Here is a 23911-nt window from a genome sequence, read left to right as displayed (position 1 = left end):
CTGATCAAGGATCAACCGTGACCTACCTATCGACGAAGACATACGGTCATGAAACCGGACTATCCGCTACATTTCGCCAGTGGCGCGCGCTGTCACACTGTCGTCTGCTGCACGGTTACTCGTTGTCATTTCGCTTCGAGTTCGAGGCCGACACCCTAGACGACAAGAATTGGGTCGTTGATTTTGGCGGCCTCAAAGAGCTGAAAGCGATCCTCGAACACACATTTGACCATAAGACCGTCGTAGCTGCGGACAATCCGGAGCTTGAATGGTTCCAGGAAGCGGCGCGGCGTGGCGGATATCGTTGTGCTACCTGCTGTCGGCTGCGAAAAGTTTGCCGAGCACGTCTACGGCATCGCGAGCAAGTGGCTGCTGACAGAGCGACTTGCTCCGCGTTGCCGGCTTGCATCTGTCGAAGTCAAAGAGCACGGTGCGAACAGCGCGATCTATCGGGGAACGAGCCGTGCTGCCGGTCAACGAGATCTTTGAAAGTATCCAGAGCGAAGCCTGCAAGAGCGGCACGCCGTCAGTGTTCCTGCGGCTACAGGCCTGCCCAGTTGGTTGCCTCTGGTGCGACAGCAAGCGCAGATGGAAGGCAGATCCAGCATGTCAAGTGCCGATAGCCGAGATCACGGGATCGAGGACGCCACCCGGGGCTAGGATGTCGCCGGAGGAAATATTGCTCGCCGTGCAGGGGTTTAGGGCTCGGCATGTCGTGATCACGGGTGGCGAGCCCGCAGCGTACGACTTTCAGCCATTGACGACGCTACTTATCAAGTCTGGCTTCTCGGTGCAGGTGAAGACATCGGGACCCATGCCATTCAGGTGCACCCCTGCACGTGGGTGACCATCAGCCCGAAAGTTGGCACGCCCCGTTGTTTTGGATGAACCGCTGCGGCGTGGCAACGAGATCAAACATTGCGTGGGCAAGCCTGCCGATATCGAGAAGCTCCTGGCCCTCAACATCCCTCGTGAGTTCATGCCGATAATATGGCTGCAGCCCTTGAGCCAAAGCCGCAAGGCGACGAAGCTTTGCATTCAGGAGGCGACTGCGTGCGACTGGCGTGTCAGCATTCAGACGCACAAGTTGCTCGGCGTGGGGTAAGCAACCCTGCGCGTCAAAGCGTTCTGCGGCTTCACCTTAGAGACGATCATGAATTGCGTCCTCTAAGTCTGAACTCAATGAAGGGAAAGCGGCATTCATCGCAGGCTTCTTTGCCGTTGTTCGCCATTGCCAAGCGGGCCTGATTTCAACTCTTCACATTCTAAGCGAATCCTCTCAATGACCGATTTCACATCCGAAGCCGCGCTGGTTCTATTTTCTGAGCGGTCAGGATTCCGCCACCTGCCTCGCTTGGGCGCTGTCGCGCTTTGCCCGGGTTGAGACCGTCGGCTTTGCCTATGGACAACGCCATGCGATCGAGCTGGCCTGCTGCGATCAGTTGCTGAACGGACTGAAGAAGCTGCGCGTAGACTGGGCGAGCAAGCTCGGCGACAACCATACGCTTGAGATCCCCACACTGGCTGCGATATCAAAGACTGCACTGACCGGCGAGGTCGCGATCGAGATAGGCGCGGACGGGATGGCCGCGGCGCGACAGTTGAAGAATGAGACTGTCCGCAATTTCTGCCTGAACGAATTTGAGCGCTTTTCGTTCGGCTACCGAGCCGACGGCACTGCGCCGATCCAAAACAAGGTAGGCGCCGGTGTTTAATCGCCTCCTGGCCGCTCCCGCGCACGATCTCCACGTCAGGCAGATCATGGATGAGGGCAGGGTGTTGCTCGTAAACCTGTCAAAGGGGCGGATCGGCGAGGACAGCTCGTCCCTTCTTGGCGGCTTGCTTGTGACGACGCTCGGACTTGCCGCTTTCAGTCGGGCTGAATTGCCGGCGCGTGAGCGACCAGACTTCTACGTCTACATTGATGAGTTTCAAAACTTCACCACTCTCGGGATGGCAAATATGTTCTCGGGGTTGCGCAAATATCGCGTCGGCTGCACTGTCGCACATCACTATCGTCATCGGTTAGAACCGGATGTGCGCGATGCGGTGCTCGGAAATGCCGGATCGATTATCTCCTTCAGAGTTGGTGCTGAAGATGCGCAACACCTTGCTCGCGAGTTTCTGGGAACGTTCGAGGAAGCCGATCTCCTGCAACTGCCGAACTATAGGATTTTATCTGAAGCTCATGATCGACGGGACGCCGTCGCGGCCATCTAGTGCCGGTACGCTTGAGCCCGGCGTCCTAGATTAAGACACCGCCGTTGATTAGTAAGTCTCGGCGCGTCGAGCTTCTTGCAAACCCGGCGCGGGGGGATAGCGCCCCAGGATCATCGTCTCCGGCTCATTCCGCGCTGGCACTGACCCGCTCCCCCAAGCGGAACCTCTCCTACTTTCAGCTATCGCTTCGGTGGCGACGCCGCTAATATTTCAATTTTCGGCACCTTCGGGACAAGGCTCTTTGCAAAATCGCGCGAGAGATCTCCCCATATTCCTTTTGCAGGCGGCAGACAGGATACTATCGAGCAGGGCGCAGCCGGTTTTCAGGCTTTCCTGTTCTGCCGCTGGTTCGACAGCCTGAGCGAAAACAACAGGAGCCATTCCGCGCCGATGTGCACTGCAGCAACGGTAGCCATGCGTCGAGTAGAGGCATCTCACGTTTCGGATCTCGACAAGCTATCAATGAACGTTCCAGGGGCGACATCAAGGTGATCTGGATCATGGATTTTGAGAGCGGTCTGGCCGGGGGTTGGCAACGATCTCTTTAAGATGAGCTGTCCCCAATCTCCTGAGAAAGCGAGTTGTCTTTAGGGCTGCGGCCCGCTTTATCGACGCACAGCAAGCGTTGCTTTTTGTTCTTTACTGTCGCGCAGTCCGTTATTGGCATACTGGCCCGCCGTACATCGGCTGCCAATGCGGGCGAACACGAAAAAAAAGATGATTGCGGAGCTACAAAGGTACGAGAACCATCTCTGCTTTTGAATTGACTGCCGACGATTCATCCGGACTCATCTTTCCGCAAAGAGAAGGCATGAAGGCTGCTCGCAACTCGGCAACTGCCCTCCGTGGGCGGTTCGCCCGGAGGCAGCGGCGCCGCGCAGCCTACGCGTTGCAGGCTTTCATCGTGCATCGATTAGGTTAGCTATAAGACTTATGCGCTTGCAGACCAATTCACTCAAACTTGTAGGACACCTCTAAGAAGGTACCCCATCGCTCCATGCTGTACTTTGCGAGTGCAGGGATCTGGATGAACGTGCCTCGGTCGCTGCAGCCGCTGCAGTTGAATGTGACATCGCTGTCATTCTTGGTCCACATTGCCCAGTACCGAGTGCCGACGCCGATACTGAAATTTCTGCCGAGGAGGTACGACAGCGTTCCTTCGATCTGTACGCCCCCCACCTTGCCTGCACTGATCGTAGAAAGTTGTTTCAGGACGGAGGAGATGGTTATCACGACCGGTGAAGTCGGTCCATGGCAGGTAAGCAACATCTGCGCTCACGGCGCTCAAACAGCATAGTCTCGGCGTTAAGCCCGACGCGCAGCGCATCCCAATTGGCACCTTGAGTACCGATGATTTGCTGGGCCGGAACCGCGCATGCCCCGTATGGCGAGGCTGTCTGCACGCATGCGATCGAATCCGACTTTTGGCCGAAGTAAGTGCCACTGATAAATGCGCCCAGCTTGTAGGTGCTACCGCACATAAAGTCGTAACCGACATCGGCGGTGTAGTACGTGAACCTTCCGTTGGCCTGATCTCACAGAGTGTTGCATAGGCCGTACTGCCGATGCTCGAATCCTCGTTCATTCTTCCCTTGTTGAAGCGTCCGAGCCAACGTTGCCCTTCAGGAATATCCCCCAGGACTATCAAGCCGTGCGAACAGCTCGCCGGAAATGCCGTCCAAGCCATGATAGGTGAGCGTGGAATTGGGGATGCCGCTATCTCCGGATATCGGCGGCTGATTCGTGTAGTCCCACTGGAATGTGCCTCTGCTGAGCCAGACCCGCGAGCCCCTTCGAACGACCAGTCGCCCGTATCGAAAACAGGCTTTATTGTTTTGGCGGCCGCTCGTCCCGGATAGACCGATGCGTCGAACCATTCCGCCCCGCTCGCGTCGCCGCCGAAATGGTGATTCAATCTGATCTTTCCGATGTGACAGTTGCTGGACAAGCTGGTTGTCCTGGCGGCAATGTCGGCGGGGCGGGGAACTGCACCGTCGGCGGGGTCGCCAGACGCGTCCCCATCGAAGCCCATGTAGTCGTACTCGAATTTGACACACCAAGCAGGTGTAAGCGCTTGCTCAAAGCGACTCCGACGACGGTCCAGCCGAAGCGACTATAATCGAACTGCGTTGTATGCTGCAGGAAGCCGCAAAGCGCCCCTCGAATTCGTTGTTATGTTGCCTCGGTTATGTTGCCAGGCTGCCCGCCCTGATGTAGCCCAGCGTTTGGCCTGTTAGGCCGAAGCGGCGTAACCCACTCGAGCAGTCCCTGTGACAAAGGCGTTTGGACCTGCCTCGCAAGTGGCGATAACAACAGCGCCCGAGAAGGCAAGACAGCTGTTGGTGCCATCGGAGACAGCATGGCTCGCATCGACTTCGGTGCCGGAAATCCACCTATCCGTTTGCCAGTTGTAGCCGGGAGCGGATCGGCATCCAGTATTGGCGCAGCGCCTCGACGGTCGCTGGAATGTCGAGGTGGGCATTGCGGAGAAAGTCCTCGGTCTCGCGGCCGCTTCGCGCTCCCTTAGCCTAAGCCGGGATGAGCTCGAAGCCGGTCCTGGAGGGACCGCCGATTGGCGACGAGGTTGTCAAGGTGCAGCAACTCGTGCCCTGGCCGCTCTCCTTGGGCCAATCGTCGAACCAGCGCCCGCGTGCCGTCCACCACGAAGACGCCGCAATCATAGCTGTTCCGCTGCTGGGCCATGCTAGGTGACTCCAGGCGGGCGCGCAGCCGTCGTGCGAGCTGCGCTGCCGGCTCGTGGTTGTGTCCCCGGACAGAGTCGTAGTGATAGGCAATCGGCTCTCCTCGCGTGCGGCGATCAAGGAGCAGCAGCGACCAATGCGTGCCGAGGCGATTAGGATCCATTGCATCGTTCACCGGCAGGAATAGGAAGTCGGCGGTATCATTACCATTCGGATCGTAGACGATGCGCCGGAATGCACGGAGCATGTCGGGCTCGGCGCCGAAGCGCAATTGATAGTGGGCTATCAGGGGATCCACGAACTGCGCCAGGGCGGCGAATTCCGGACGGTCCCGCTGCAACTCCTGCGCCAGGAGCTCGTAATCCCTGTGGATGTGCTCGTCGCCCAGCCATTCCTTGGCGCCGAGCGCTAGTCCGCTGCGGCCGTGGGATGAGGCTGTCGGATCCAAAGCCCCGATCTGAGCATCGGCGGATGTGCGCGGGACAGGCGCATAACTAGCATCATCACGCGGCTCCTGCGGCGTCGGCGCATTCAGATCAATCAATGGCTCACGACCCCCGTAGGTGTCTGAGCGAGCCCTGGCAAGATGCGCGGGCGCAACATGAGCATCGTCGCGCAACTCGGATGGCGTCCGTGCATTCAGATCAACAAAAGGCTCTCGGCCGCTGTAGGTGTCTGAACGAGCTCGGGCAGGATGCACTGGCGCAAAATCAGCATCGTCGCGCAATTCGGACGGCGTCAGCGCATTGAGATCAACAAATGGCTCAAGGCCAGCGTAGGCGCCTGAGCGAGCCCTGGTCGGATCGGCTGGCGCAAAGTGAGCATCGTCGCGCAATTCGGACGGCGTCCGCGCATTCAGATCAACAAAAGACTCTAGGCCGCTGTAGGTGTCTGAATGAGCCTGGGCAGGATGCACTGGCGCAAAGTCAGCATCGTCGCGCAATTCGGACGGCGTCGGCGCATTCAGATCAACAAGAGACTCTAGGCCGCCGTAGGTGTCCGAGCGAAGCCTGGTAGGATGCGCCGGCGCAAAGTGAGCATCATTGCGCAACTCGGACGGCGTCGGCGCAATCAGACCATAAGATGGCTCAAGCCTGCCCTTAGCATGTGACGCGGGCCAGGATGGTGATGCTCGTTCTTGCACCTGTTCACCCAACCAAACCCAAGCTCCGGCGCTCGGGCTGGCCGGCGTTGAGGGAAGATCCTGCGCCGAGCCCGAGTGCCAATCGCCCTGCGCGGCCGGCGAGTTCGGCTGCTCAGGGCCTGGCAGCCCCAGTTCTCGGTTCGGCTCAATGAGTTTCAAGTAGCTGCGAAGATGCGACAAATCGGGACCGTGTACTCTGCCTCCAGTCCGTTGGAATGCTACCACGTCATTGTCGAGGGATACCTGCTCCCTGCTCGAGCCGTTTAGCCGCCCGATGATGCTCCCTTTGCGCTTCTCTCTAAGCCACGCACTAAGCGCACGAAGACGCCTCGCCCGCTGTTGCGCAGACTGCCTCAGCTTCGCAGTCGGAGTTTTAAGATCTTTCAGAGCTTGGTTCAGCGCGCCCTCGATGAGGGGCGCATCTTCTGGATGAGGAACTAGGCGACGGGGGGCACCGAGGACGCGGGGTTCAGGTGCTTCCACTTCTTCACCCCCACGCAGCAGCCGCCGGAGATGATTCAGAGCCGATCTAATGCGGTTGTTGGGGTCACCGCCCGAGCTCCTGTACTTCGCAATCTCCGCGTCCAGCGATGAACCGTCGCGCAGCCGAGAAGCTACCGGGCCCCTATGACTCGCGTTGACCCAGCGAATAAATGCCCCAAGCCCGTAAACACCGTTGTTGATGGCCCCTTTGGTGAGCTTGCGCAGCTCCGCGTCTCCACGAAACTTCGCCAAGAGCTCCGCGTCTTCGACCGGAAGCTGCTCGCCGATCGGTTCGTCCGGCGACGGCATCGGGGCTTGCATCTGCGATGGTGACGCCACCACTTGATGGGATAGGGTCTGCATCAGCTGCTGCTCAACAGCGACGACCTGCGGAGGCGGCGAGGAGCTGCGTCCGTCCATCGTCTCTAAAAGCAGATCCTGCTGGTTCGCAGGCAGAGTCTCCGGCCAGCTGCCAGCTCCGTTCGACCCGCTGTGCTGCGCAGTCGTCCGCCTCGTCTCGGCGCGAACCGCGTCTTCGAGATCAGGAAGCGGGCGAATATGACGCCGTAGTTCGATCGCTCTAGCACCCGCCGGCGACCTCAGGAGATGAGCCAGTGCGGCCCCGGCTTTTCTGCGGCCATGGGGGTCCTCCTCCTTATACTGGCTGACATCTTCATCCAGCGAGTCGTGGCCAAGTCGAGCAGCAATGCCGGGCTTATGCTTTTCACGGAGGTAATCACTCAAATCGATAAGAAGAGTTGCATAGGTCCTGGCGGTGTTGGCGGTGCTTGGGGCTGCTTCTTCCTTGTACCTTTTGATGAGATCCGCATCCTGGGGATAGGGATTCCGCTCAACCCGGCTTGCAAACGGCGTGATGCCGCCCGGCGATTGGGAGGCTCTAAGAAGATCCAGTGGGATAGCGATGGCCTGCTTCTCCTTCTCGGCGAACTCCTGGGCATCCTTGTCCAGCGACTTGTCGTAAAGCCGGGAAGCAATGCCCGGCTTGTCGTTCTTTACGAGCCAATGCCCCAAGCTGAGAAGACCACGTAGATTGCGACCGACCGTGCTCTCGGAGGCCCCAGCCTTGATGAGTGCCGGCCTGAGCCCCTCAATAAGAGACGCATCTTCGCAATAAACAGGATCCAGGCTGCTACCTGCGAAAACAAAATTTGCATGGCCGGGCGGTAGCGCCGAGGCATTCAGCATCGTTCTACCGCCTTGACCGTGCGGAGGCGGCGTAGATGGGTGGCCGCTCGCCCGCATGATGGGAATCTGCTCGCCTGGCACGAGAATGTTGCTGTAACGTTCATCCGTCAGCTCGTCGTCCTGGTGGCGCCGGTTCACGGGATTAGGGGACTCTGTAGGATCCAATGCTAGGCCATGCCGCGGTGGCTGAAGACACGACGATGCACCGGCTTCGTCGACCGTCCCCAAGAATAAATCTTGATCATCCCCCTCAGCGAGTGCCGCTGGCCAACTGAAGGCGGGCTGCGACCCGCCCTGCTTAGCCGCGGCCTCAATGCCCCCGGCCCGGCCAGTGATTGACGCGACTCCGCCCGGCGACTGAGAGGCGCGGAGACGATCTAGTGCGGTAAGAACGAGGTGCCTGCGATTTTTATCGAAGATCGCAGCGTCGTTGCTCAGCGATTCGTCGTTAAGCCGAGCAGCCACTCCCGGCTTTTTTTTTGCGAAGAGCCACCGGCTAAATCTGCGAAGAGGACCAACATAATTCGTCTTAGCGGTGATCTCCTCGTACCCAGCCTCAACGAGTGCTTCTTGAAGTCCGGAAATCAAGCGTGCGTCTTCGGGATGAAAAGGGGGACCGTTGAGTTTTCTCGCTCCGTTACGGAGATGATCAAGTGCCGCGCCGATACTTTTGCTACCCCCGGCGTCCTTGTAGCGCTTGATCTCTTCATTCAGCGGTTCGTCGTCGTTCCATGTCTCGTCCTGAAACCGAGCAGCAATGCCACGCTTGTTGTTTGCACGAAGGTAGTGGCTGAAATCCGTGAGAATAGATGCATAGGTTTTGGCGGTACTTGAAGTTCGGGCCGCCACTGCTTGCTTTTTGTATTCCTTGATGAGAGTCCCGTCCTTGGGATAAGGAGTCAGGTCAGGGCGGCCTGCGATCGGTACGGCTCCTCCCGTCAATTGAGAGGTCCGCAGATGAGCTAGTGCCCAAGGGACGTTCGCCGTCCCACCTTTTATTATGAACTCCTCGACATCCTTGTCCATCGTCTCGTCATGAAGCCGATCAGCAATGGCCGGCTTGTCGTTTGCAAAGAGCCAACGGCTCAAGCTGAGCAGATAACCGACGTAGCTCGTGGCGGTGCTCTCAACGGCTCCACCCAAGAGGAGCGCCTGCTTAAGGCCGGAAATAAGGGGCGCATCCTTAGCATAAAGCGGATCCTTGCTGCGACCTACCAAGACCCAATTTGATTGAGCGGTCTGCAGCGCTGAGGCGCCCAGCACCGCCTCATCCTCTCCGGCATGCGCCTCAGATCGCGATGCATCCGCTTGATGGGCGCGGACCTGCATGAGCACGGGAGCAGACGGCACAGCGATCTCGCCCAGCTGCTGCTCAAAGGCGGCCGCATCTGTGGACGGAGCCGATGAGCTCTCTTGCGGGCCCGCGGTGCCCGATTGTTGACGCACCCAGTTGGTGGATTCGAACTTCATTCGTTCTCAGTTTCGGAATAATAGGCCAATTTGAAGCCTGAGGTCGCTTGTGATTTGCCACGGAACCGCAAGAATACTGGAGCGCGCGGTCGGAGTGCTTGGACGCGGCGTTCTGGGGCGTTCACGATAGTTTTCTGCTGGAGACTCTATGAGCGATAGCTGTCGAGAACCTGACGCGGAGCCGCCGACTTGTTGCAGCGGACACCCAGGCTGCCCCCTTGGCCGGAAATCAATAAAGACCTGTTCACCGGAGAATCAGACGCGCCAGCTCGGTCGTCAGAGATCTACCGCGGTCTCGACTCTTTCATTGATCTGCCGGCCACACCGCACCAGATGCGTGACGATGCTCACTCAGTGCCGGTGCTCAGCCCGGCCGGTAGTGCCGCGTTCTTCGTCGGGCCATCAGGCGTGCTTCAGGAGCTTGAGGATATCGGATATCTCGTTCCCGAGGATTGGCAGCATGGCTCCCAGCCGGTGGCGGATGTCCAGATCCGTATCCTGAATAACCACGGGTTGCTGCCGACCCAGTTCAGCGGCCCAAGGCAGGTTTTGATCAACGGTGAGACCTACTCGATCGCATTAGGGCCGCGAGGACGCGGTGCACAATTCATCCATCATCCTCGCCCGTCCCCGGTCCCGCCTGCTCAGATCGGCCCTTTGACCGGAGTCTCTGTTGACCGCAGCGGACGCGTCCTGGGCCCCACGCAGTGGCTGGGTGACGAGCATATTGAGCGGGACTATGGGGTCCTGAGGCGGGAGTTGCAGGAGAGCAATCCCGATCTCGCCGCCCGGATGCGGTTCGTGGATCCTTTGATAGCCCAAATGTTGCGGTCAGGCTCCAACGAGGACGCGGAACGCGCATTCGGGTGGAGTCGCGGTGATAGAGCCGACTTCCTGTTCCTGCCGGTTAAGCGATGCCAGCGCTGCGGATAGAGGGTGGCGCGGCAGTCACTGGTCGCTGCTGCTGGTTGATCGCCGCGATCGGGCAAGACCGGCTGCCTATCACTAGGACTCTGCGCCAGGACCCAATAACCTGCCCGCAGAGCAGCTCGCAGAACGGCTGCAGGCCAACCTGCAACAGGGCTCCATGCGCGAGCAGAGCAACACCTATGATTGCGGCGTCTTTGTCGTGGACGGCACCCGGGAGCTGGCGGAAGGACGGCATCCAGACCCGCTGAACCTCAGCAACCTCCGCATCAATCGGCGGGCACTGCAGGACCGGCTAAGGGCTGGGGTCAGCTTCAACTGAATAGAGCGCGCGCAGCTGGTTGAAATGCAACTTCTCGCCGATTGAAGGTCCACAATCGCGCGTTCGCAGAGCATCATGGTGTCTCACAAGTCAGGAGCGGAGACTGGAGCTAAGGCTATTTTCGCAGACGGCGAAGGAGCCCGACGGCGATTGCGCGGCCAGCTTCCGACGGCCGCACAGCCATCATCAACCTCTCCGGTATCATCTTTCCCAAACAGCCGCAGCTGGGACTAAAGGCCCAGCTGCGAGCTAAACACGTGGAGACGTCGCGCCAACATTGCTCCACGAATTGACCCGGCGGCTTGGCTCTCGGCATTTTGGATCCATATTTCGATTGAATCGCCTGTCCAATCATGCTGCGTCTATGCAGCGATGCTCCCGCGCCTGGGGTGATCGGCGCCCAAGTTCTGCAAAACCTGCAGCCAGGCGCCTCCTTTCCGAAGCTTGAATGGTTGACAGACTTATACCAGCCTCCGCGGGCCATGCTGTGCGTGCCGCGAGCACATACAAACCACCACGAGAATCCGCCGGTCGGCCTTCGCGCGACGGCGTGAGTTGTTCGGCTGCTGATTCCGCTCGATGTCGCCCACCATTGAACGAACCCGCTCCGCGGGAGGCCGTGGCGAGACCATTTATCTAAGAGGCATCTGTTTGAAGGATGGGACCGCAAGTCCGTTCCTCTCAATACAGGAGTGCCTCATGGCCACGATGAGTTCGAGCCCGCTGCGCCGCCGCATGATCGACGATATGACGCTGCGCAACTTGTCACCGTCGACGCAGCAATCCTATGTCTACGCGGTTGCAAACTTTAGCCGACATTTCGGCCGATCGCCCGACAAGCTCAGCCTTGAGCAGGTGCGCGCGTACCAACTGCACCTGATCGGGTTGAAGCGGTCGTGGACCCACATCAACCAAGTGACGTGCGCGTTACGCTTTTTCTATGCGCGGGCGCACGGAGGCGATTGAGAACATTATTTCGGCCTGTGAGCCGGTCAAGCAACCGCTGGTGCTGAGTGCGGAGGAAGTCGCCCGTTTCCTGGAGGTTGTACCGGCCCTGCGCGACCGCGTTGCGCTGGTGACGGCCTATGCTGCCGGGCTACGAGCCGGCAAGGTCAGCCGCCTTGAGGCCCAGCGCGATCGACAGCAAGCGCATGCTGATCCTGATCACCGCCGGCAAAGGCGGCAAGGACCGTTACGTGATGCTGTCGCCGCGGCTGCTCAGCATCCTGCGATCCTACTGGTGTCTGGCCAAACCGCGCCATTGGCTGTTTCCAGGGCGCAATCCGGACGATCCGGTGAGTGTCGGCACGTTGCAAGAGGCCTGCCGCAAAGCTCGGCAACATGCCGGTCTCGATAAGCAGGTGACGACACATGTTCTGCGCCATAGCTTCGCTACTCACCTTTACGAGCGCGGTACTGATACCCGGCTCATCCAAGTCCTTCTTGGGCATGCGCGACTGTTATCGACGGAGCGCTACACGCACGTCGCAACCAATCCGCAGCCCGTGGTGCAGACCTGCATCGTGCACCTAATCCGAGCGTTTCGGCAGTTCTGTTGATTGGTATCGGCGGGTTCGGCAAATGCCGCATTCTCAAACAGGCGGTCGAGGCGTTCGAGATAGCCAATAAGAGTATCGTCGTCCGCCACTTGTCGCGTAACGCTGAGGTAACCAAGAAGAGCCTTGAGGATATCGGCGACAACGCAGGAAGCCGCTCACCCGCTGCAGTCAATTCGGATGCTTGAAATATCCCGTAAAGGCTGCGCCGCACATGCGGCGCGAGAGCGGGCCTTTTGTCGGGCACTTGCTGCGCCGGTTGTCGGCATTGAGACAATGCAAGAAGCCTGACACTAGGAAGTGCCTGCTGAGCCTCCGATTCACTCCGGCACGCGATTTGCTCGTTCACGGCATCATCACTATCGCAACGCGATTGGTCTTCGAGACGGAAACGGCGCCTTCGCTGTTCGCGTCTGGTCCGTTCCGACGGTTTGCGTGGCAATGACTTGTCGCTCGCTTGTGACCAAGAAAATGCAGGAAGTGTTGGATGCGATCTAGAGTTCTCCTTTTGGGAGCCACAACAGTTGCGCTCGTCGCGGTGCAACCAAAGCGGCAGACCTTGAGCCAGGAGCGAACTGCGCATGGCGCTGTGGGCGTGGTCCGGAGGCTATAGTGGCGGACAGGTCGGTGGCGGGTGGGTCGAGCCTCCTTCACCAATCCCTGCGGTCAGTCGATCTATGACAGCCGACGGGTTCGAGCCGCACGGCGGCATAACGCGCACCTGTCGATTGGCCAAGGGCCGCATTTCTGCTTGGGCGCTGGGCTGGCGCGCCTACAGCGATGCGCCTTCCCCGCGCTGTTCGTGCGACTAGAGGATGTCGCGCTGATCATCGCCGCGGAGGACCGTCGTCTACATGCCGTCTTACGTCATTCGCTGCCCGCAGCGCTCGCCGGTCACCTTCCGCCCTTCCATCGCTTAGAGAGTGAAGTGCCACCATGTCCGAACAACCCTTGCCGAGGCTGCCGATGTGGCGCGTCGATCACATCGAGCCCTCGCCCGAGATGTTGATGCTACGCGCCAACGGTCCGATCCACCGCGTGCGCTTCCCGTCCGGGCACGAAGGCTGGTGGGTGACAGGCTACGACGAGGCCAAGGCGGTGCTGTCTGACGCGGCGTTCCGGCCCGCGGGAATGCCGCCGGCGGCATTCACTCCGGATTCGGTGATTCTCGGTTCGCGGGGCTGGCTGGTCTCGCACGAGGGAGCCGAACATGCCCGGTTACGCAAGATCGTGGCGCCGGCCTTCTGCAACCACAGGGTGAAGCTGCTCGCCCAGCAGGTCGAGGCGATCGCCGCGCAGTTGTTCGAGACGTTGGGGGCCCAGCCCCAGCCCGCCGACCTGCGGCGCCACCTCTCGTTTCCCCTTCCGGCCATGGTCATCAGCGCGCTGATGGGCGTGCTCTACGAGGATCACGCCTTTTTCGCCGGGCTGTCCGACGAGGTGATGACGCACCAGCATGAAAGCGGCCCGCGCAGCGCGTCGCGCCTGGCTTGGGAAGAACTGCGCGCCTACATTCGCGGCAAGATGCGGGACAAGCGCCAGGATCCGGGCGACAACCTGCTAACGGATCTGCTCGCGGCGGTTGACCAGGGCAAGGCGACGGAGGAAGAGGCGATCGGCTTGGCGGCGGGTATGCTGGTGGCGGGCCACGAGAGCACCGTCGCGCAGATCGAATTCGGCCTGCTGGCCATGTTCCGCCATCCGCAACAGCGCGAACGCCTGGTCGGCGATCCATCCCTGGTGGACAAGGCGGTGGAGGAAATCCTGCGTATGTACCCGCCGGGCGCGGGCTGGGACGGCATCATGCGCTATCCGAGGACCGACGTGACCATCGCGGGCGTTCATATTCCCCCGGAAAGCAAGGTGCTGGTCGGCCTGCCGGCGACGTCGTTCGATACGCGCCATTTCGTCGACCCGGAAATCTTCGACATCGGGCGCGACGGAGAGCCGCACCTGGCGTTCTCTTCCGGGCCGCACTCCTGCATCGGCGGCGCGCTGGCCAGGCTAGAACTCAAGGCGGTGTTCGGTTCGATCTTCCAGCGCTTTCCCGAGCTGCGCTTGGCCTTAGCCCCCGAAGAACTGAAGTTGCGCAAGGAGATCATCACCGGCGGGTTCGAGGAGTTCCCGGTGCTCTGGTGATGTGCGGACGCCGCTGGGGGATCGCGATCGTCTCCGCGATTTGCCGGCGTGCCTGCCACGTACCGGTCAGATCAGCCAGCCAATAGGTAACCAGGATGGACGTGCAAGAAACAACATGCCGGGACGCCTTCGCCGAACTGGCGTCGCCGGCGTGGATTCACGACCCGTATCCATTCATGCGGTGGTTGCGCGAGCACGATCCGGTGCATCGCGCGGCGTCGGGCCTCTTTCTGTTGAGCCGCCACGCCGACATCTGCTGGGCTCTCAAGGCCACGGGCGATGCTTTTCGAGGACCGGCGCCCGGCGAACTGGCGCGCTATTTCCCGCGTGCGGCGAGAAGCCTGTCGCTCAATCTGCTGGCGTCCACGCTTGCGATGAAGGACCCACCGACGCATACGCGTCTGCGCCGGCTGATCTCGCGCGATTTCACCATGCGCCAGATCGACAACCTGCGGCCGAGCATCGCGCGCATCGTCGCAGCGCGGCTGGACGGCATGGCGCCCGCGCTGGAGCGCGGGGAGGCGGTGGACCTTCATCGGGAATTCGCGCTGACCTTGCCCATGCTGGTCTTCGCCGAACTGTTTGGCATGCCCCAGGACGACATTTTCGGGCTCGCCGCCGGCATCGGCGGCATCCTGGAAGGCCTGAGCCCGCACGCCAGCGATCCCCAGCTCGCCGCGGCGGACGCGGCCAGCGCCAGAGTGCAGGCCTACTTCGGCGACCTCATACAGTCCAAGCGCACCAATCCCCGCCACGACATCGTGTCGATGCTGGTCGGCGCACATGACCACGATGCCGACACGCTGTCGGATGCGGAGTTGATCAGCATGCTGTGGGGCATGCTGCTGGGCGGCTTCACCACCACTGCTGCGAGCATCGACCATGCCGTCCTGGCGATGCTGGCGTATCCCGAACAGCGGCACTGGCTGCAGAAGGACGCCGCGGGGGTGAGGGCATTCGTCGAAGAAGTCCTGCGCTGCGACGCGCCCGCGATGTTCAGCTCCATTCCGCGTATCGCCCAGCGCGACATCGAACTGGACGACGTGGTGATCCCGAAGAACGCGGACGTGCGCGTGCTGATCGCGTCCGGCAATCGCGACCCGGACGCCTTCGCCGATCCCGATCGCTTCGATCCCGCGCGGTTCTACGGCACCAGTCCAGGCATGTCGACCGACGGGAAGATCATGCTGAGCTTCGGCCACGGCATTCACTTCTGCCTCGGTGCGCAACTGACCCGGGTGCAGTTGGCCGAGAGCCTGCCCCGGATCCAGGCCCGCTTCCCCACGCTGGCATTGGCCGAGCAGCCGACCCGGGAGCCCTCGGCGTTCCTTCGGACGTTCCGCGCACTGCCGGTGCGGCTGCATGCGCAGGGGAGCTGAGATGCGCGTCATGGTCGACCAGGATCTGTGCGGAACCAGCGGGCAGTGCGTGCTGACGCTGCCGGGCACCTTTCGCCAGCGCGAACCGGACGGCGTGGCCGAAGTGTGCGTGGCGAAGGTCCCGCAGGCGCTGCACGCCGCCGTGAGGCTCGCGGCGAGCCAGTGCCCGGTCGCCGCCATTCGGGTCATCGAAAGCGACGCTGGCGATGGCGAGCGCGCCAGCGCGCACCCTGCGCCTTCTCCAGCGGAGGCCGAGCGGCATGCCGCGAAAGACCAACACAATCTAGGGCGATACATGGGACGGTTTGAAAGCAAAGTGGCCGTGGTGACCGGCGCCGGAGCCGGCATCGGCAAGGCATGCGCCCTCGCCATCGCGCGCGAGGGCGGCAGAGTGGTGGTGGCCGACATTGATGGATCGGCGGCTATCGCCTGCACCGCGCAGATCGCGGCCGAAGCGGGCCACGCGCTCGCCCTGGCGATCGACATCGCCGATGCGCAGGCGGTGGCAGCGCTGTTCGAGACGGCGGAGCGGCACTTCGGTGGGGTCGACCTGCTGGTGAACAACGCGAGCGCGATGCATCTGACCCCGCGCGACCGCGCGATCCTTGAGCTGGACCTAGCGGTCTGGGATCAGACCATGGCGACCAATCTGCGTGGCACGCTGCTCTGCTGCCGGCAGGCCATCCCACGGATGATCGCCCGCGGAGGTGGCGCGATCGTCAACATGTCGTCGTGCCAGGGGCTCAGCGGTGACACCGCGCTGACATCCTACGCCGCGTCGAAGGCGGCGATGAACATGCTGTCGGCCTCGCTCGCCACCCAGTACGGTCATGCGCAGATCCGCTGCAATGCGGTTGCACCCGGTCTCATCATGACCGAGCGTCTCCTCGCCAAGCTGGACGCGTACATGCAAACCGATCTGCGCCGGCACCAGCTCCTGCCGCGCGTGGGCCGCCCCGAGGACGTGGCCGCGCTGGTGGCGTTCCTGCTCTCCGACGATGCTGCGTTCATCACCGGCCAGGTCGTGTGCATCGACGGCGGCATGCTGGCGCATGTGCCGACATACGCCGACGGTGGCAACAGCCGCGCCGCGCGGCCTGCCGGCGAGACCGCCGAAGCGGACGCGGCGCCGCGCTGCTGATGGACATGCTGCTCAACCCGCTGAACCGTCGGCATCGGCTGCGGCACGACATCCCGGTCGTGCCCGGCGCTTTTCCCTTGGTCGGGCATCTTCCCGCCGTCGTCTGCGACCTGCCGCGCCTGCTGCGGCGCGCGGAACGGACGCTGGGCAGCCACTTCTGGCTAGATTTCGGCCCTGCCGGACACCTGATGACCAGTCTGGATCCGGATGCTCTCGCAGTGCTCCGGCACAAGGACGTGTCCTCGGCGCTCATCGAAGACATCGCGCCCGAATTGTTTGGCGGAACGTTGGTCGCCCAGGATGGCATCGCGCACCGGCAGGCGCGCGATGCGATCCAGGCGGCGCTTCTGCCCAAGGGGCTGACCCAGGCCGGCATCGGCGAGCTGTTCGCGCCCGTCATCCGGGCGCGCGTGCAGAGATGGCGCGACCGGGGCGACGTCACCATCCTGCGCGAAACCGGCGATCTGATGCTCAAGCTCATCTTCAGTCTCATGGGAATCCCCGCGCAGGACCTGCCGGGATGGCATCGCAAGTACCGGCAACTGCTGCAGTTGGTCGTCGCGCCCCCGGTCGACCTGCCCGGACTGCCCTTGCGGCGCGGCCGCGCCGCCCGCGACTGGATCGATGCGCGGTTGCGCGAGTTCGTCCGCGCCGCGCGCGAACATGCCGCGCGCACCGGGTTGATCAACGACATGGTGAGCGCCTTCGATCGCAGCGACGATGCGCTTTCCGATGACGTCCTGATCGCCAATATCCGCTTGCTGCTGCTTGGTGGTCACGACACCACCGCCTCGACGATGGCCTGGATGGTGATCGAGCTGGCGCGGCAGCCTGGGCTGTGGGACGCGCTGGTCGAGGAGGCGCAACGCGTAGGCGCGGTGCCGACCCGGCACGCGGACCTGGCGCAGTGTCCGGTCGCCGAGGCGCTGTTCCGCGAGACGCTGCGCGTGCATCCGGCGACGCCGCTCCTGGTGCGTCGCGCATTGCGTGAATTGCGACTCGGCCAACGGCGCATTCCCGCGGGCACCGATCTGTGCATCCCGCTGCTGCATTTCTCGACCTCGGCGCTGCTGCACGAGGCGCCTGATCAGTTTCGGCTGGCGCGGTGGCTGCAACGCACCGAGCCGATCCGGCCGGTGGACATGCTGCAGTTCGGTACCGGCCCACACGTCTGCATGGGCTACCACCTGGCATGGCTGGAACTGGTGCAGTTCTGTATCGCCTTGGCGCTGACCATGCACGAGGCCGGGGTGCGGCCGCGGTTGCTGAGCGGCGTCGAAAAAGGCCGGCGCTATTACCCGACCGCGCATCCGTCCATGACTATCCGCATCGGATTCTCATGAGCTGGCATCGCATGCCCCGTGTGGTGAGGCAGCGGCGCCGGCGACACGCGGCATTGCTCCACTCGGCGCGCGCGCTCGGTGCGAGGCCGGCAACACCGCGGCGGCTCGCGGCTCGCCGTGGCCGTCTCCTGGCAGGTACAAGGACATGAACAACATGCAGACCGGTTCCACGCCACACGACGACCGAGCTGGCGTTTCCGCGAACGGCGGATCGGGCGCGCAGGCGCGCGGCGCATCCGGCAGGCTGCTGCCCGAGATTTGGATGCAGGACGGCGCAAAGCGGGTCGAACAGGCGCTGGCGCGTCTTCTCTGCGCCGAAGACGACGGTGAGACCGAGCTGATGGCGGCGATGCGCTACGCCACCTTGCATGGCGGCAAGCGCACCCGCGCCTTGCTCTGTTTGGCTGCCGGCGCACTGGCCGACACGCCGGCGCACATGCTCGACGAAGTCGGCGCCGCCATCGAGATGATGCACGCCTGTACGTTGGTCCACGACGATCTGCCTGCGATGGACGACGACGTGCTTCGCCGCGGCCTTCCGACCGTGCACGTCAAGTTCGGCGAAGCCACCGCGATCTTGGTGGGCGATGCGCTGCAGGCGCACGCCTTCCTGACCCTGGCGAGCCTGGATGCGCCGGGCGACAACCGTATTGCGCTCGTGCGCGAACTGGCGCAGGCGGTGTCCGCCGAGGGGGCCGCGGGCGGGCAGGCCATGGATCTGTCGCTGGTTGGAAAGCACGTCGAGCTGGACAGGATCCTGGTGATGCACCGGATGAAGTGCGGAGCGCTAGTGCGCGCATCCGTTCGCATGGGCGCGCTATGCGCCATTGCGGAGGATGCCGCGCACGCTGCGATGTACTGTGCGCTCGATCGCTACAGCGCCCATTTCGGCCTGGCGTTGCAGGTGATCGACGACATTCTCGACGCGACAGTAGATACCGCGACGCTGGGCAAGACCCCCGGCAAGGACGCGGCGGCGCGGAAGCCGACCTGCGCGTCGATCATGGGGCTGCAGGCAGCGCGGCAGTTCGTGATGGATCTGTTGCGCGACGCCGGGGAGGCCGTCGCCCCGTTGGGGCCGCGTGCGGAACGGTTGGCGCAGATCCTGCAGCGGGCCGACGCCTATCTGTTCAAGCACGCGCCATGCGCATGAGCGCGCCGGTCCACATGGAGTCGCCCCTGGGCCGCTGCGATCGGCCTGCGGCAGCGGTGCATGTTGTCCGAATCCGTGGCGCTGAGCGCAGCGGTTGCCCAGCATGGCCGCGACGGGCCTGCGGCGACGTGCGCGGCGTCTGCCCGATCCTGGTTCCCGTCAACCGTCTGCAGAAGGAACATCCCGCGTGAACGCGCTGGCTGAACAGATCCTTTCCGAATTGCGCCACCTGCTGAGCGAGATGCGCGATGGCGGCAGCGTCGGTCCATCCGTCTACGACACGGCGCGAACTCTGCAGTTCCATGGCAACGTCATCGGTCGGCAGGACGCATACGCGTGGCTCATCGCACAGCAACAGGCCGATGGCGGATGGGGAAGCGCAGACTTCCCGCTGTTCCGTCATGCGCCGACATGGGCGGCGTTGCTGGCATTGCAGCGTGTCGATTCTCTTCCCGGCGCTGCCGACGCTGTCCAGGCTGCAACGCGGTTCCTCCAGCGCCAGCCCGATCCCTATGCGCGTGCGGTGCCGGACGACGCGCCGATCGGCGCGGAGCTGATCCTACCGCGGTTTTGCGACGAGGCCGCATCCTTGCCGGGCGGCGTGGCGTTTCCGCGCCACCCGGCGCTGTTGCCGTTGCGGCAAGCGCGGGTCAAGCGGGGGGCCGTGGCGACGTTGCCGAGCGGCCATCCGTTGCTGCACTCCTGGGAAGCCTGGGGGACGTCGCCGACCACCGCATGGCCGGATGATGACGGCAGCATCGGCATCAGTCCCGCGGCCACTGCCGCGTGGCGTGCGCACGCCGTGACACAGGGGAGCACGCCGCAGGTCGGGCGCGCCGACGCGTATCTGCAGGCGGCATCGCGAGCAACGCGCAGCGGCATCGAAGGTGTCGTTCCCAACGTCTGGCCGATCAATGTGTTCGAGCCATGCTGGTCGCTATACACCTTGCATCTGGCCGGTCTGTTCGCGCATCCCGCGCTCGCCGGGGCGGTGCGCGTGATCATCGCGCAGCTCGACGCCCGCCTGGGCGTGCGCGGTCTGGGCCCGGCCGTGCACTTCGCGGCAGATGCGGACGACACCGCCGTTGCGTTGTGCGTCCTGCGCCTTGCAGGCCGCGACCGGGCGGCCGATGCGTTGCGCCATTTCGAAATCGGCGAGCTGTTCGTCACCTTCCCCGGCGAGCGCAATGCCTCGGTGTCGACCAACATCCATGCCCTGCATGCGTTGCGACTGTTGGGAAAGCCCGCCGCCGGCACCAGCGCCTACGTCGAGGCCAATCGCAACCCGCACGGTCTCTGGGACAACGAAAAATGGCACGTTTCGTGGCTGTATCCCACCGCGCATGCGGTCGCAGCGCTGGCGCAAGGCAAGCCCCAGTGGCGCGACGAGCGCGCGCTGGCGGCGCTGCTGCAGGCGCAGCGCGACGACGGCGGCTGGGGCGCCGGTCGCGCGTCCACATTCGAGGAAACTGCCTATGCGCTGTTCGCGTTGCACGTGATGGACGGGAGCGAAGAGCCGACAGGGCGGCGGCGCATTGCGCAGGCGGTGGCGCGTGCGCTGGAGTGGATGCTCGCCCGCCATGCGGCGCATGCATTGCCGCAGACTCCGCTGTGGATCGGCAAGGAACTGTATTGCCCCACCCGGGTCGTGCGCGTGGCCGAACTCGCCGGGTTGTGGCTGGCACTTGGTTGGGAGCGGCGCGTCCTGGCCGAGGGAACAGGAGCGGCGCCATGATTCAGACCGAACGCGCGCTGCAGGAGGTGCTGGAGTGGGGGCGTTCCCTGACCGGGTTCGCCGACGAGCACGGCGTGGAAGCGGTCAGGGGCGGCCAGTACATCCTGCAGCGCATCCTTCCGAGCCTGCACGATATCAGCGCCCGCACCGGCCGCGATCCGCAGGATGAAACGCTGACCGTGGCGTTCTATCGCGAACTGGCGATGCTGTTCTGGCTCGACGATTGCAACGACCTTGGCCTGATCGCGCCGGAGCAGCTCGCCGCGGTGGAGCAGGCACTGGGGCAGGGCGTGCCGTGCGCGCTCCCCGGATTCGAGGGCTGCGCTGTGCTGCGCGCTTCGCTGGCCGCGCTCGCCTACGATCGTCGCGACTATGCTCAGCTTCTCGACGATACCCGGTGCTACTGCGCGGCGCTGCGCGCCGGACACGCGCAGGCGGTGGGGGCGGAACGCTGGTCCTACGCCGAGTACCTGCACAACGGCATCGATTCGATCGCCTACGCGAACGTGTTCTGTTGCCTGTCGTTGCTGTGGGGACTGGACATGGCGACCTTGCGCGCGCGTCCGGCGTTTCGCCAGGTCCTGCGGCTCATCTCCGCGATAGGGCGCCTGCAGAACGATCTGCATGGACGCGACATGGACAGGTCGGCCGACGAGGCCGACAACGCGGCGATCCTGCTGCTGCAGCGCTATCCGGCTATGCCTGTGGTGGAGTTCCTCAACGACGAGCTGGCCGGCCATACGCGCATGCTGGATCGGGTGATAGCGAAAGAACGCTTTCCCGCGCCCTGGGGACCGTTGATCGAGGCCATGGCCGCCATCCGCGCTCAGTACTACCGGACCTCGACCAGCCGCTACGGCAGCGACGCTGCGGGAGGAGGCTAACGTGCGCCGGCCTGAACGCGCGAAGGCGGCGGCGTGCGCGCGCTGCCTTCGGCCGAATCCGACGCAACAACGTCGCCCGATGCGACGGATGCCCTCGTTGTCCACCGTGCAATACGCAGTGGTAGAGAGTCCTTCCGAAGCGGATAGTTGGTCTATGGATTGCCGATCAAAGGGGATGCCATCGCTCATCGCGAAATCCCAGAGATGCAGCTTCGGCAGCAGCAGAACTCCGTTTACGTTCTTGTGCGCGCTGTGGTTGGATGCCCGCAATACGCGTTGACGATAGATCTTCGATATATTCGCCCGAAGTCGATGTCGGCAGCGCAACGCCTGCCGCATTCAGGCCGGTGAATCAGCTTCCGGCAGCTGGAGCCAAGCTCAAGCTTTTGGCGCTTGCTCAGAAAACTGCCTCTGTGTGAGACAAGGGTCCCTGTACGCGCAATAAGAGGAACCGCGCTGACAGTCTCTCTTGACGGCGAAGTTCGAGACGGACGGCACTACATGCAGGTCCGTGTCTACTTTGAAGATACCGACGCCGGCCAGATTGTTTATCATGCGAATTTTTTGCCTTTCATGGAACGTGGCAGACGAACTACTTGCGCCTGCTCGGCAATCCGTTAACGGGGGAGGCGATGCAATTTGCAGGAGAGCCCGCAAGCAAGTCGGTCACGGCGCCACCATTGAAGGTCGGCAAGGATGCTGTTTGTGGCTTCAAGGAAGGGGCGCGCTGATCTCGCTGTCAGATACCAAAATTGAGCGAACCCACTAAAGCTCCTGGGCCGCCGCGACGAATTATTGATTGCGGATTGCTTTAATGGAAGGCTGTACGGTCAAGCGATAAAGCACGAGGTGGGCCGCTCCGAGCTCCTCGATCAGTGTGCCGCAAGCAGGGCAGTGGTAGTTTCCTTGGATGCCACGTTCAGACGTAAGCTCAAGACGGCGAAAACCAGCACCGCATTCCGAGAGTCAAATCACTCTTTTTCATGCGTGGCCTCCTCGCGCCGGCAGTCGTCACATTTCTTTAACATGCGCTTAGTTATCACGCATCTCTCTGGGACGGTCCTTCAAGCACAATTAACATTGAGGATTTGCTGGCGCCTGCGCCGTCGGCAAATGGTAGTCGTACAAATCGGACATCCGACAAAAAATTTCGCGCGCAACTGACGAGCGCTACTTCGTAGAATACGTGAGGCTCAAATCATTCGTTCGAAGATTCTCGTCGTTCCAGTGGCGCTGGCAAACGCTTTTCGTTGAATTATGCACTACCGCCGCGGATTTTCTGCGTTATGAGTCTTGAAGACGGTCGCGCCAGATGTTTCAGGCAACGGCATCGATCAGCAGGGGCCGAACGCGACCGTCTCGTCTTTTTAAGAGCGAATTAAGCCAAGCTGGATTTGATGCCGCCCGGGCAGGAAGCTTAGGTGAGTGGGGCGTGTGATGCGTGCTGCCAACGAGCAATCCGCGGAATCAAATACGAGGCTGATCAATGACATGCCGGTCCTGCGGCGCAAGTGGCAGGTTGCGCTCAAGCCCGGCGAAACGCTTCCCCGCTACGAAAATGTGCTACTGGGGAGCCTCGGGCGGCTTGCCGATCATCTTGTGCTGCTCAGGTGTAACAATGGCGCGTTTGCCGTTTCGCGCACCGGTCGCTATGCTCAGAACTGGCTGGGCGAGGCCCGTTGGGACATTCCGCTGGATGCGTTGCGTCCAGATTGCGCGACAGCCCTCACCGGGGCGGCTTCGAATGCGATTGCAAACAACCATCCCTATCTGGTCGTCCGTTAAGAAGGCGAATTGAGCGCGGCGGGACGGCCGAACGTGCGCCATAGCTGGAGCGGATGAGGCACAAGAGTTCTCTGAGCCAGGCGAGGATGCGGCGGAAGTTGTGGCCCACGGCTGAGAGGATGACGTTAGCCGCATTGCCGGCGCGGCCTTTGAGGTAGCAGCGGCCGAGGTGACCATCGGCCTTCAGGTGTCCGGTGATGGGTTCGATGGCGGAGCGGCGGCGCAGCTCGCGCTTGATGACACCGAAGACGCCGCGCTTCTGGCCGGAGATGAAGGTCCGTCGGGGATTTTGTGCGTCGTGGCCGCGGTATCCCTTGTCGAC

At 62.4% G+C, this 23911-nt stretch carries 17 protein-coding genes and 4 pseudogenes; 19 read left to right on the top strand and 2 right to left on the bottom strand.

Translation table 11 applies throughout. From position 1 onward, the window contains the following. The first annotated feature begins 17 nt into the window (after positions 1–17). The 4 genes and pseudogenes from I6F24_RS37845 to I6F24_RS35550 all read left to right on the top strand — a co-directional run bounded on the left by I6F24_RS37845 (position 18) and on the right by I6F24_RS35550 (position 2220). Positions 18–623 (top strand): 6-carboxytetrahydropterin synthase, encoded by a 606-nt coding sequence (locus tag I6F24_RS37845; RefSeq protein WP_225145649.1) that lies wholly within the window; start codon positions 18–20, stop codon positions 621–623. A 239-nt stretch (positions 624–862) separates the two neighbouring features. After that, on the top strand, positions 863–1105 hold the full coding sequence (locus I6F24_RS35560) for a hypothetical protein (protein ID WP_225131055.1): 243 nt from the start codon (positions 863–865) through the stop codon (positions 1103–1105). 177 nt (positions 1106–1282) lie between these two features. Next, a pseudogene (locus I6F24_RS35555) lies at positions 1283–1583 on the top strand (7-cyano-7-deazaguanine synthase); the annotation flags it as partial. Positions 1584–1707: 124 nt separating this feature from the next. Beyond that, positions 1708–2220, top strand: coding sequence for a hypothetical protein (locus I6F24_RS35550; protein ID WP_225131052.1), 513 nt, complete (start codon positions 1708–1710; stop codon positions 2218–2220). A gap of 2523 nt (positions 2221–4743) precedes the next feature. Here the strand turns inward: I6F24_RS35550 and I6F24_RS35545 are convergent. Next, positions 4744–9225 carry a Ulp1 family isopeptidase gene (locus I6F24_RS35545; protein WP_225143495.1) on the bottom strand — a complete coding sequence of 1494 codons (4482 nt, stop codon included), beginning with the start codon at positions 9223–9225 and terminating at the stop codon, positions 4744–4746. A gap of 189 nt (positions 9226–9414) precedes the next feature. Between I6F24_RS35545 and I6F24_RS35540 the strand changes: the two genes are divergently transcribed. The 15 genes and pseudogenes from I6F24_RS35540 to I6F24_RS35475 all read left to right on the top strand — a co-directional run bounded on the left by I6F24_RS35540 (position 9415) and on the right by I6F24_RS35475 (position 23589). Then, positions 9415–10158: a hypothetical protein gene (locus I6F24_RS35540; protein WP_225131048.1), complete on the top strand. Its 744-nt coding sequence runs from the start codon at positions 9415–9417 to the stop codon at positions 10156–10158. 154 nt (positions 10159–10312) lie between these two features. Further along, positions 10313–10474, top strand: coding sequence for a C48 family peptidase (locus I6F24_RS35535; protein ID WP_225131038.1), 162 nt, complete (start codon positions 10313–10315; stop codon positions 10472–10474). A gap of 699 nt (positions 10475–11173) precedes the next feature. Then, a complete protein-coding gene (locus I6F24_RS37490) occupies positions 11174–11440 on the top strand; it encodes a site-specific integrase (protein ID WP_249782201.1) in 267 nt (88 codons plus the stop codon). A gap of 119 nt (positions 11441–11559) precedes the next feature. Beyond that, positions 11560–12033, top strand: coding sequence for a tyrosine-type recombinase/integrase (locus tag I6F24_RS37485; RefSeq protein WP_249782200.1), 474 nt, complete (start codon positions 11560–11562; stop codon positions 12031–12033). Continuing rightward, the gene (locus I6F24_RS35525; protein ID WP_225131036.1) at positions 12030–12218 is read left to right on the top strand and encodes a hypothetical protein; all 189 of its coding nucleotides are present in this window, start codon (positions 12030–12032) and stop codon (positions 12216–12218) included. The genes I6F24_RS37485 and I6F24_RS35525 overlap by 4 nt, the downstream gene beginning before the upstream one ends. A 748-nt stretch (positions 12219–12966) precedes the next feature. Next, a complete protein-coding gene (locus I6F24_RS35520; RefSeq protein WP_225131025.1) occupies positions 12967–14169 on the top strand; it encodes a cytochrome P450 in 1203 nt (400 codons plus the stop codon). Positions 14170–14264: 95 nt separating this feature from the next. After that, positions 14265–15548 carry a cytochrome P450 gene (locus I6F24_RS35515; protein ID WP_225131022.1) on the top strand — a complete coding sequence of 428 codons (1284 nt, stop codon included), beginning with the start codon at positions 14265–14267 and terminating at the stop codon, positions 15546–15548. A gap of 1 nt (position 15549) precedes the next feature. After that, positions 15550–15837 (top strand): annotated as a pseudogene (locus tag I6F24_RS35510) (ferredoxin); the annotation flags it as partial. A 6-nt stretch (positions 15838–15843) separates the two neighbouring features. Further along, the gene (locus I6F24_RS35505) at positions 15844–16689 is read left to right on the top strand and encodes an SDR family oxidoreductase (protein WP_225131121.1); all 846 of its coding nucleotides are present in this window, start codon (positions 15844–15846) and stop codon (positions 16687–16689) included. Then, a complete protein-coding gene (locus I6F24_RS35500; protein ID WP_225131020.1) occupies positions 16689–18032 on the top strand; it encodes a cytochrome P450 in 1344 nt (447 codons plus the stop codon). The genes I6F24_RS35505 and I6F24_RS35500 overlap by 1 nt, the downstream gene beginning before the upstream one ends. 154 nt (positions 18033–18186) lie before the next feature. Then, on the top strand, positions 18187–19185 hold the full coding sequence (locus I6F24_RS35495; RefSeq protein WP_225131119.1) for a polyprenyl synthetase family protein: 999 nt from the start codon (positions 18187–18189) through the stop codon (positions 19183–19185). A 187-nt stretch (positions 19186–19372) separates the two neighbouring features. Next, positions 19373–20920 (top strand): hypothetical protein, encoded by a 1548-nt coding sequence (locus tag I6F24_RS35490; protein WP_225131018.1) that lies wholly within the window; start codon positions 19373–19375, stop codon positions 20918–20920. Beyond that, the gene (locus I6F24_RS35485; RefSeq protein ID WP_225131016.1) at positions 20917–21804 is read left to right on the top strand and encodes a hypothetical protein; all 888 of its coding nucleotides are present in this window, start codon (positions 20917–20919) and stop codon (positions 21802–21804) included. Before I6F24_RS35490 ends, I6F24_RS35485 begins: the two co-directional genes overlap by 4 nt. A 456-nt stretch (positions 21805–22260) precedes the next feature. Beyond that, positions 22261–22415: pseudogene (locus I6F24_RS35480) on the top strand (4-hydroxybenzoyl-CoA thioesterase); the annotation flags it as partial. A gap of 826 nt (positions 22416–23241) precedes the next feature. Further along, the gene (locus tag I6F24_RS35475; protein WP_306469183.1) at positions 23242–23589 is read left to right on the top strand and encodes a hypothetical protein; all 348 of its coding nucleotides are present in this window, start codon (positions 23242–23244) and stop codon (positions 23587–23589) included. Here the strand turns inward: I6F24_RS35475 and I6F24_RS35470 are convergent. Continuing rightward, a pseudogene (locus I6F24_RS35470) lies at positions 23586–23911 on the bottom strand (IS5/IS1182 family transposase); the annotation flags it as partial. The gene I6F24_RS35475 and the pseudogene I6F24_RS35470 sit on opposite strands and share 4 nt — an antisense overlap.

This window comes from Bradyrhizobium sp. BRP23 (assembly GCF_020194135.1).
GTDB classification, from domain to species: domain Bacteria; phylum Pseudomonadota; class Alphaproteobacteria; order Rhizobiales; family Xanthobacteraceae; genus Bradyrhizobium; species Bradyrhizobium yuanmingense.
Note: the sequence above shows the minus strand (reverse complement) of the source record. Positions and strands in the feature narration are given on the sequence as shown.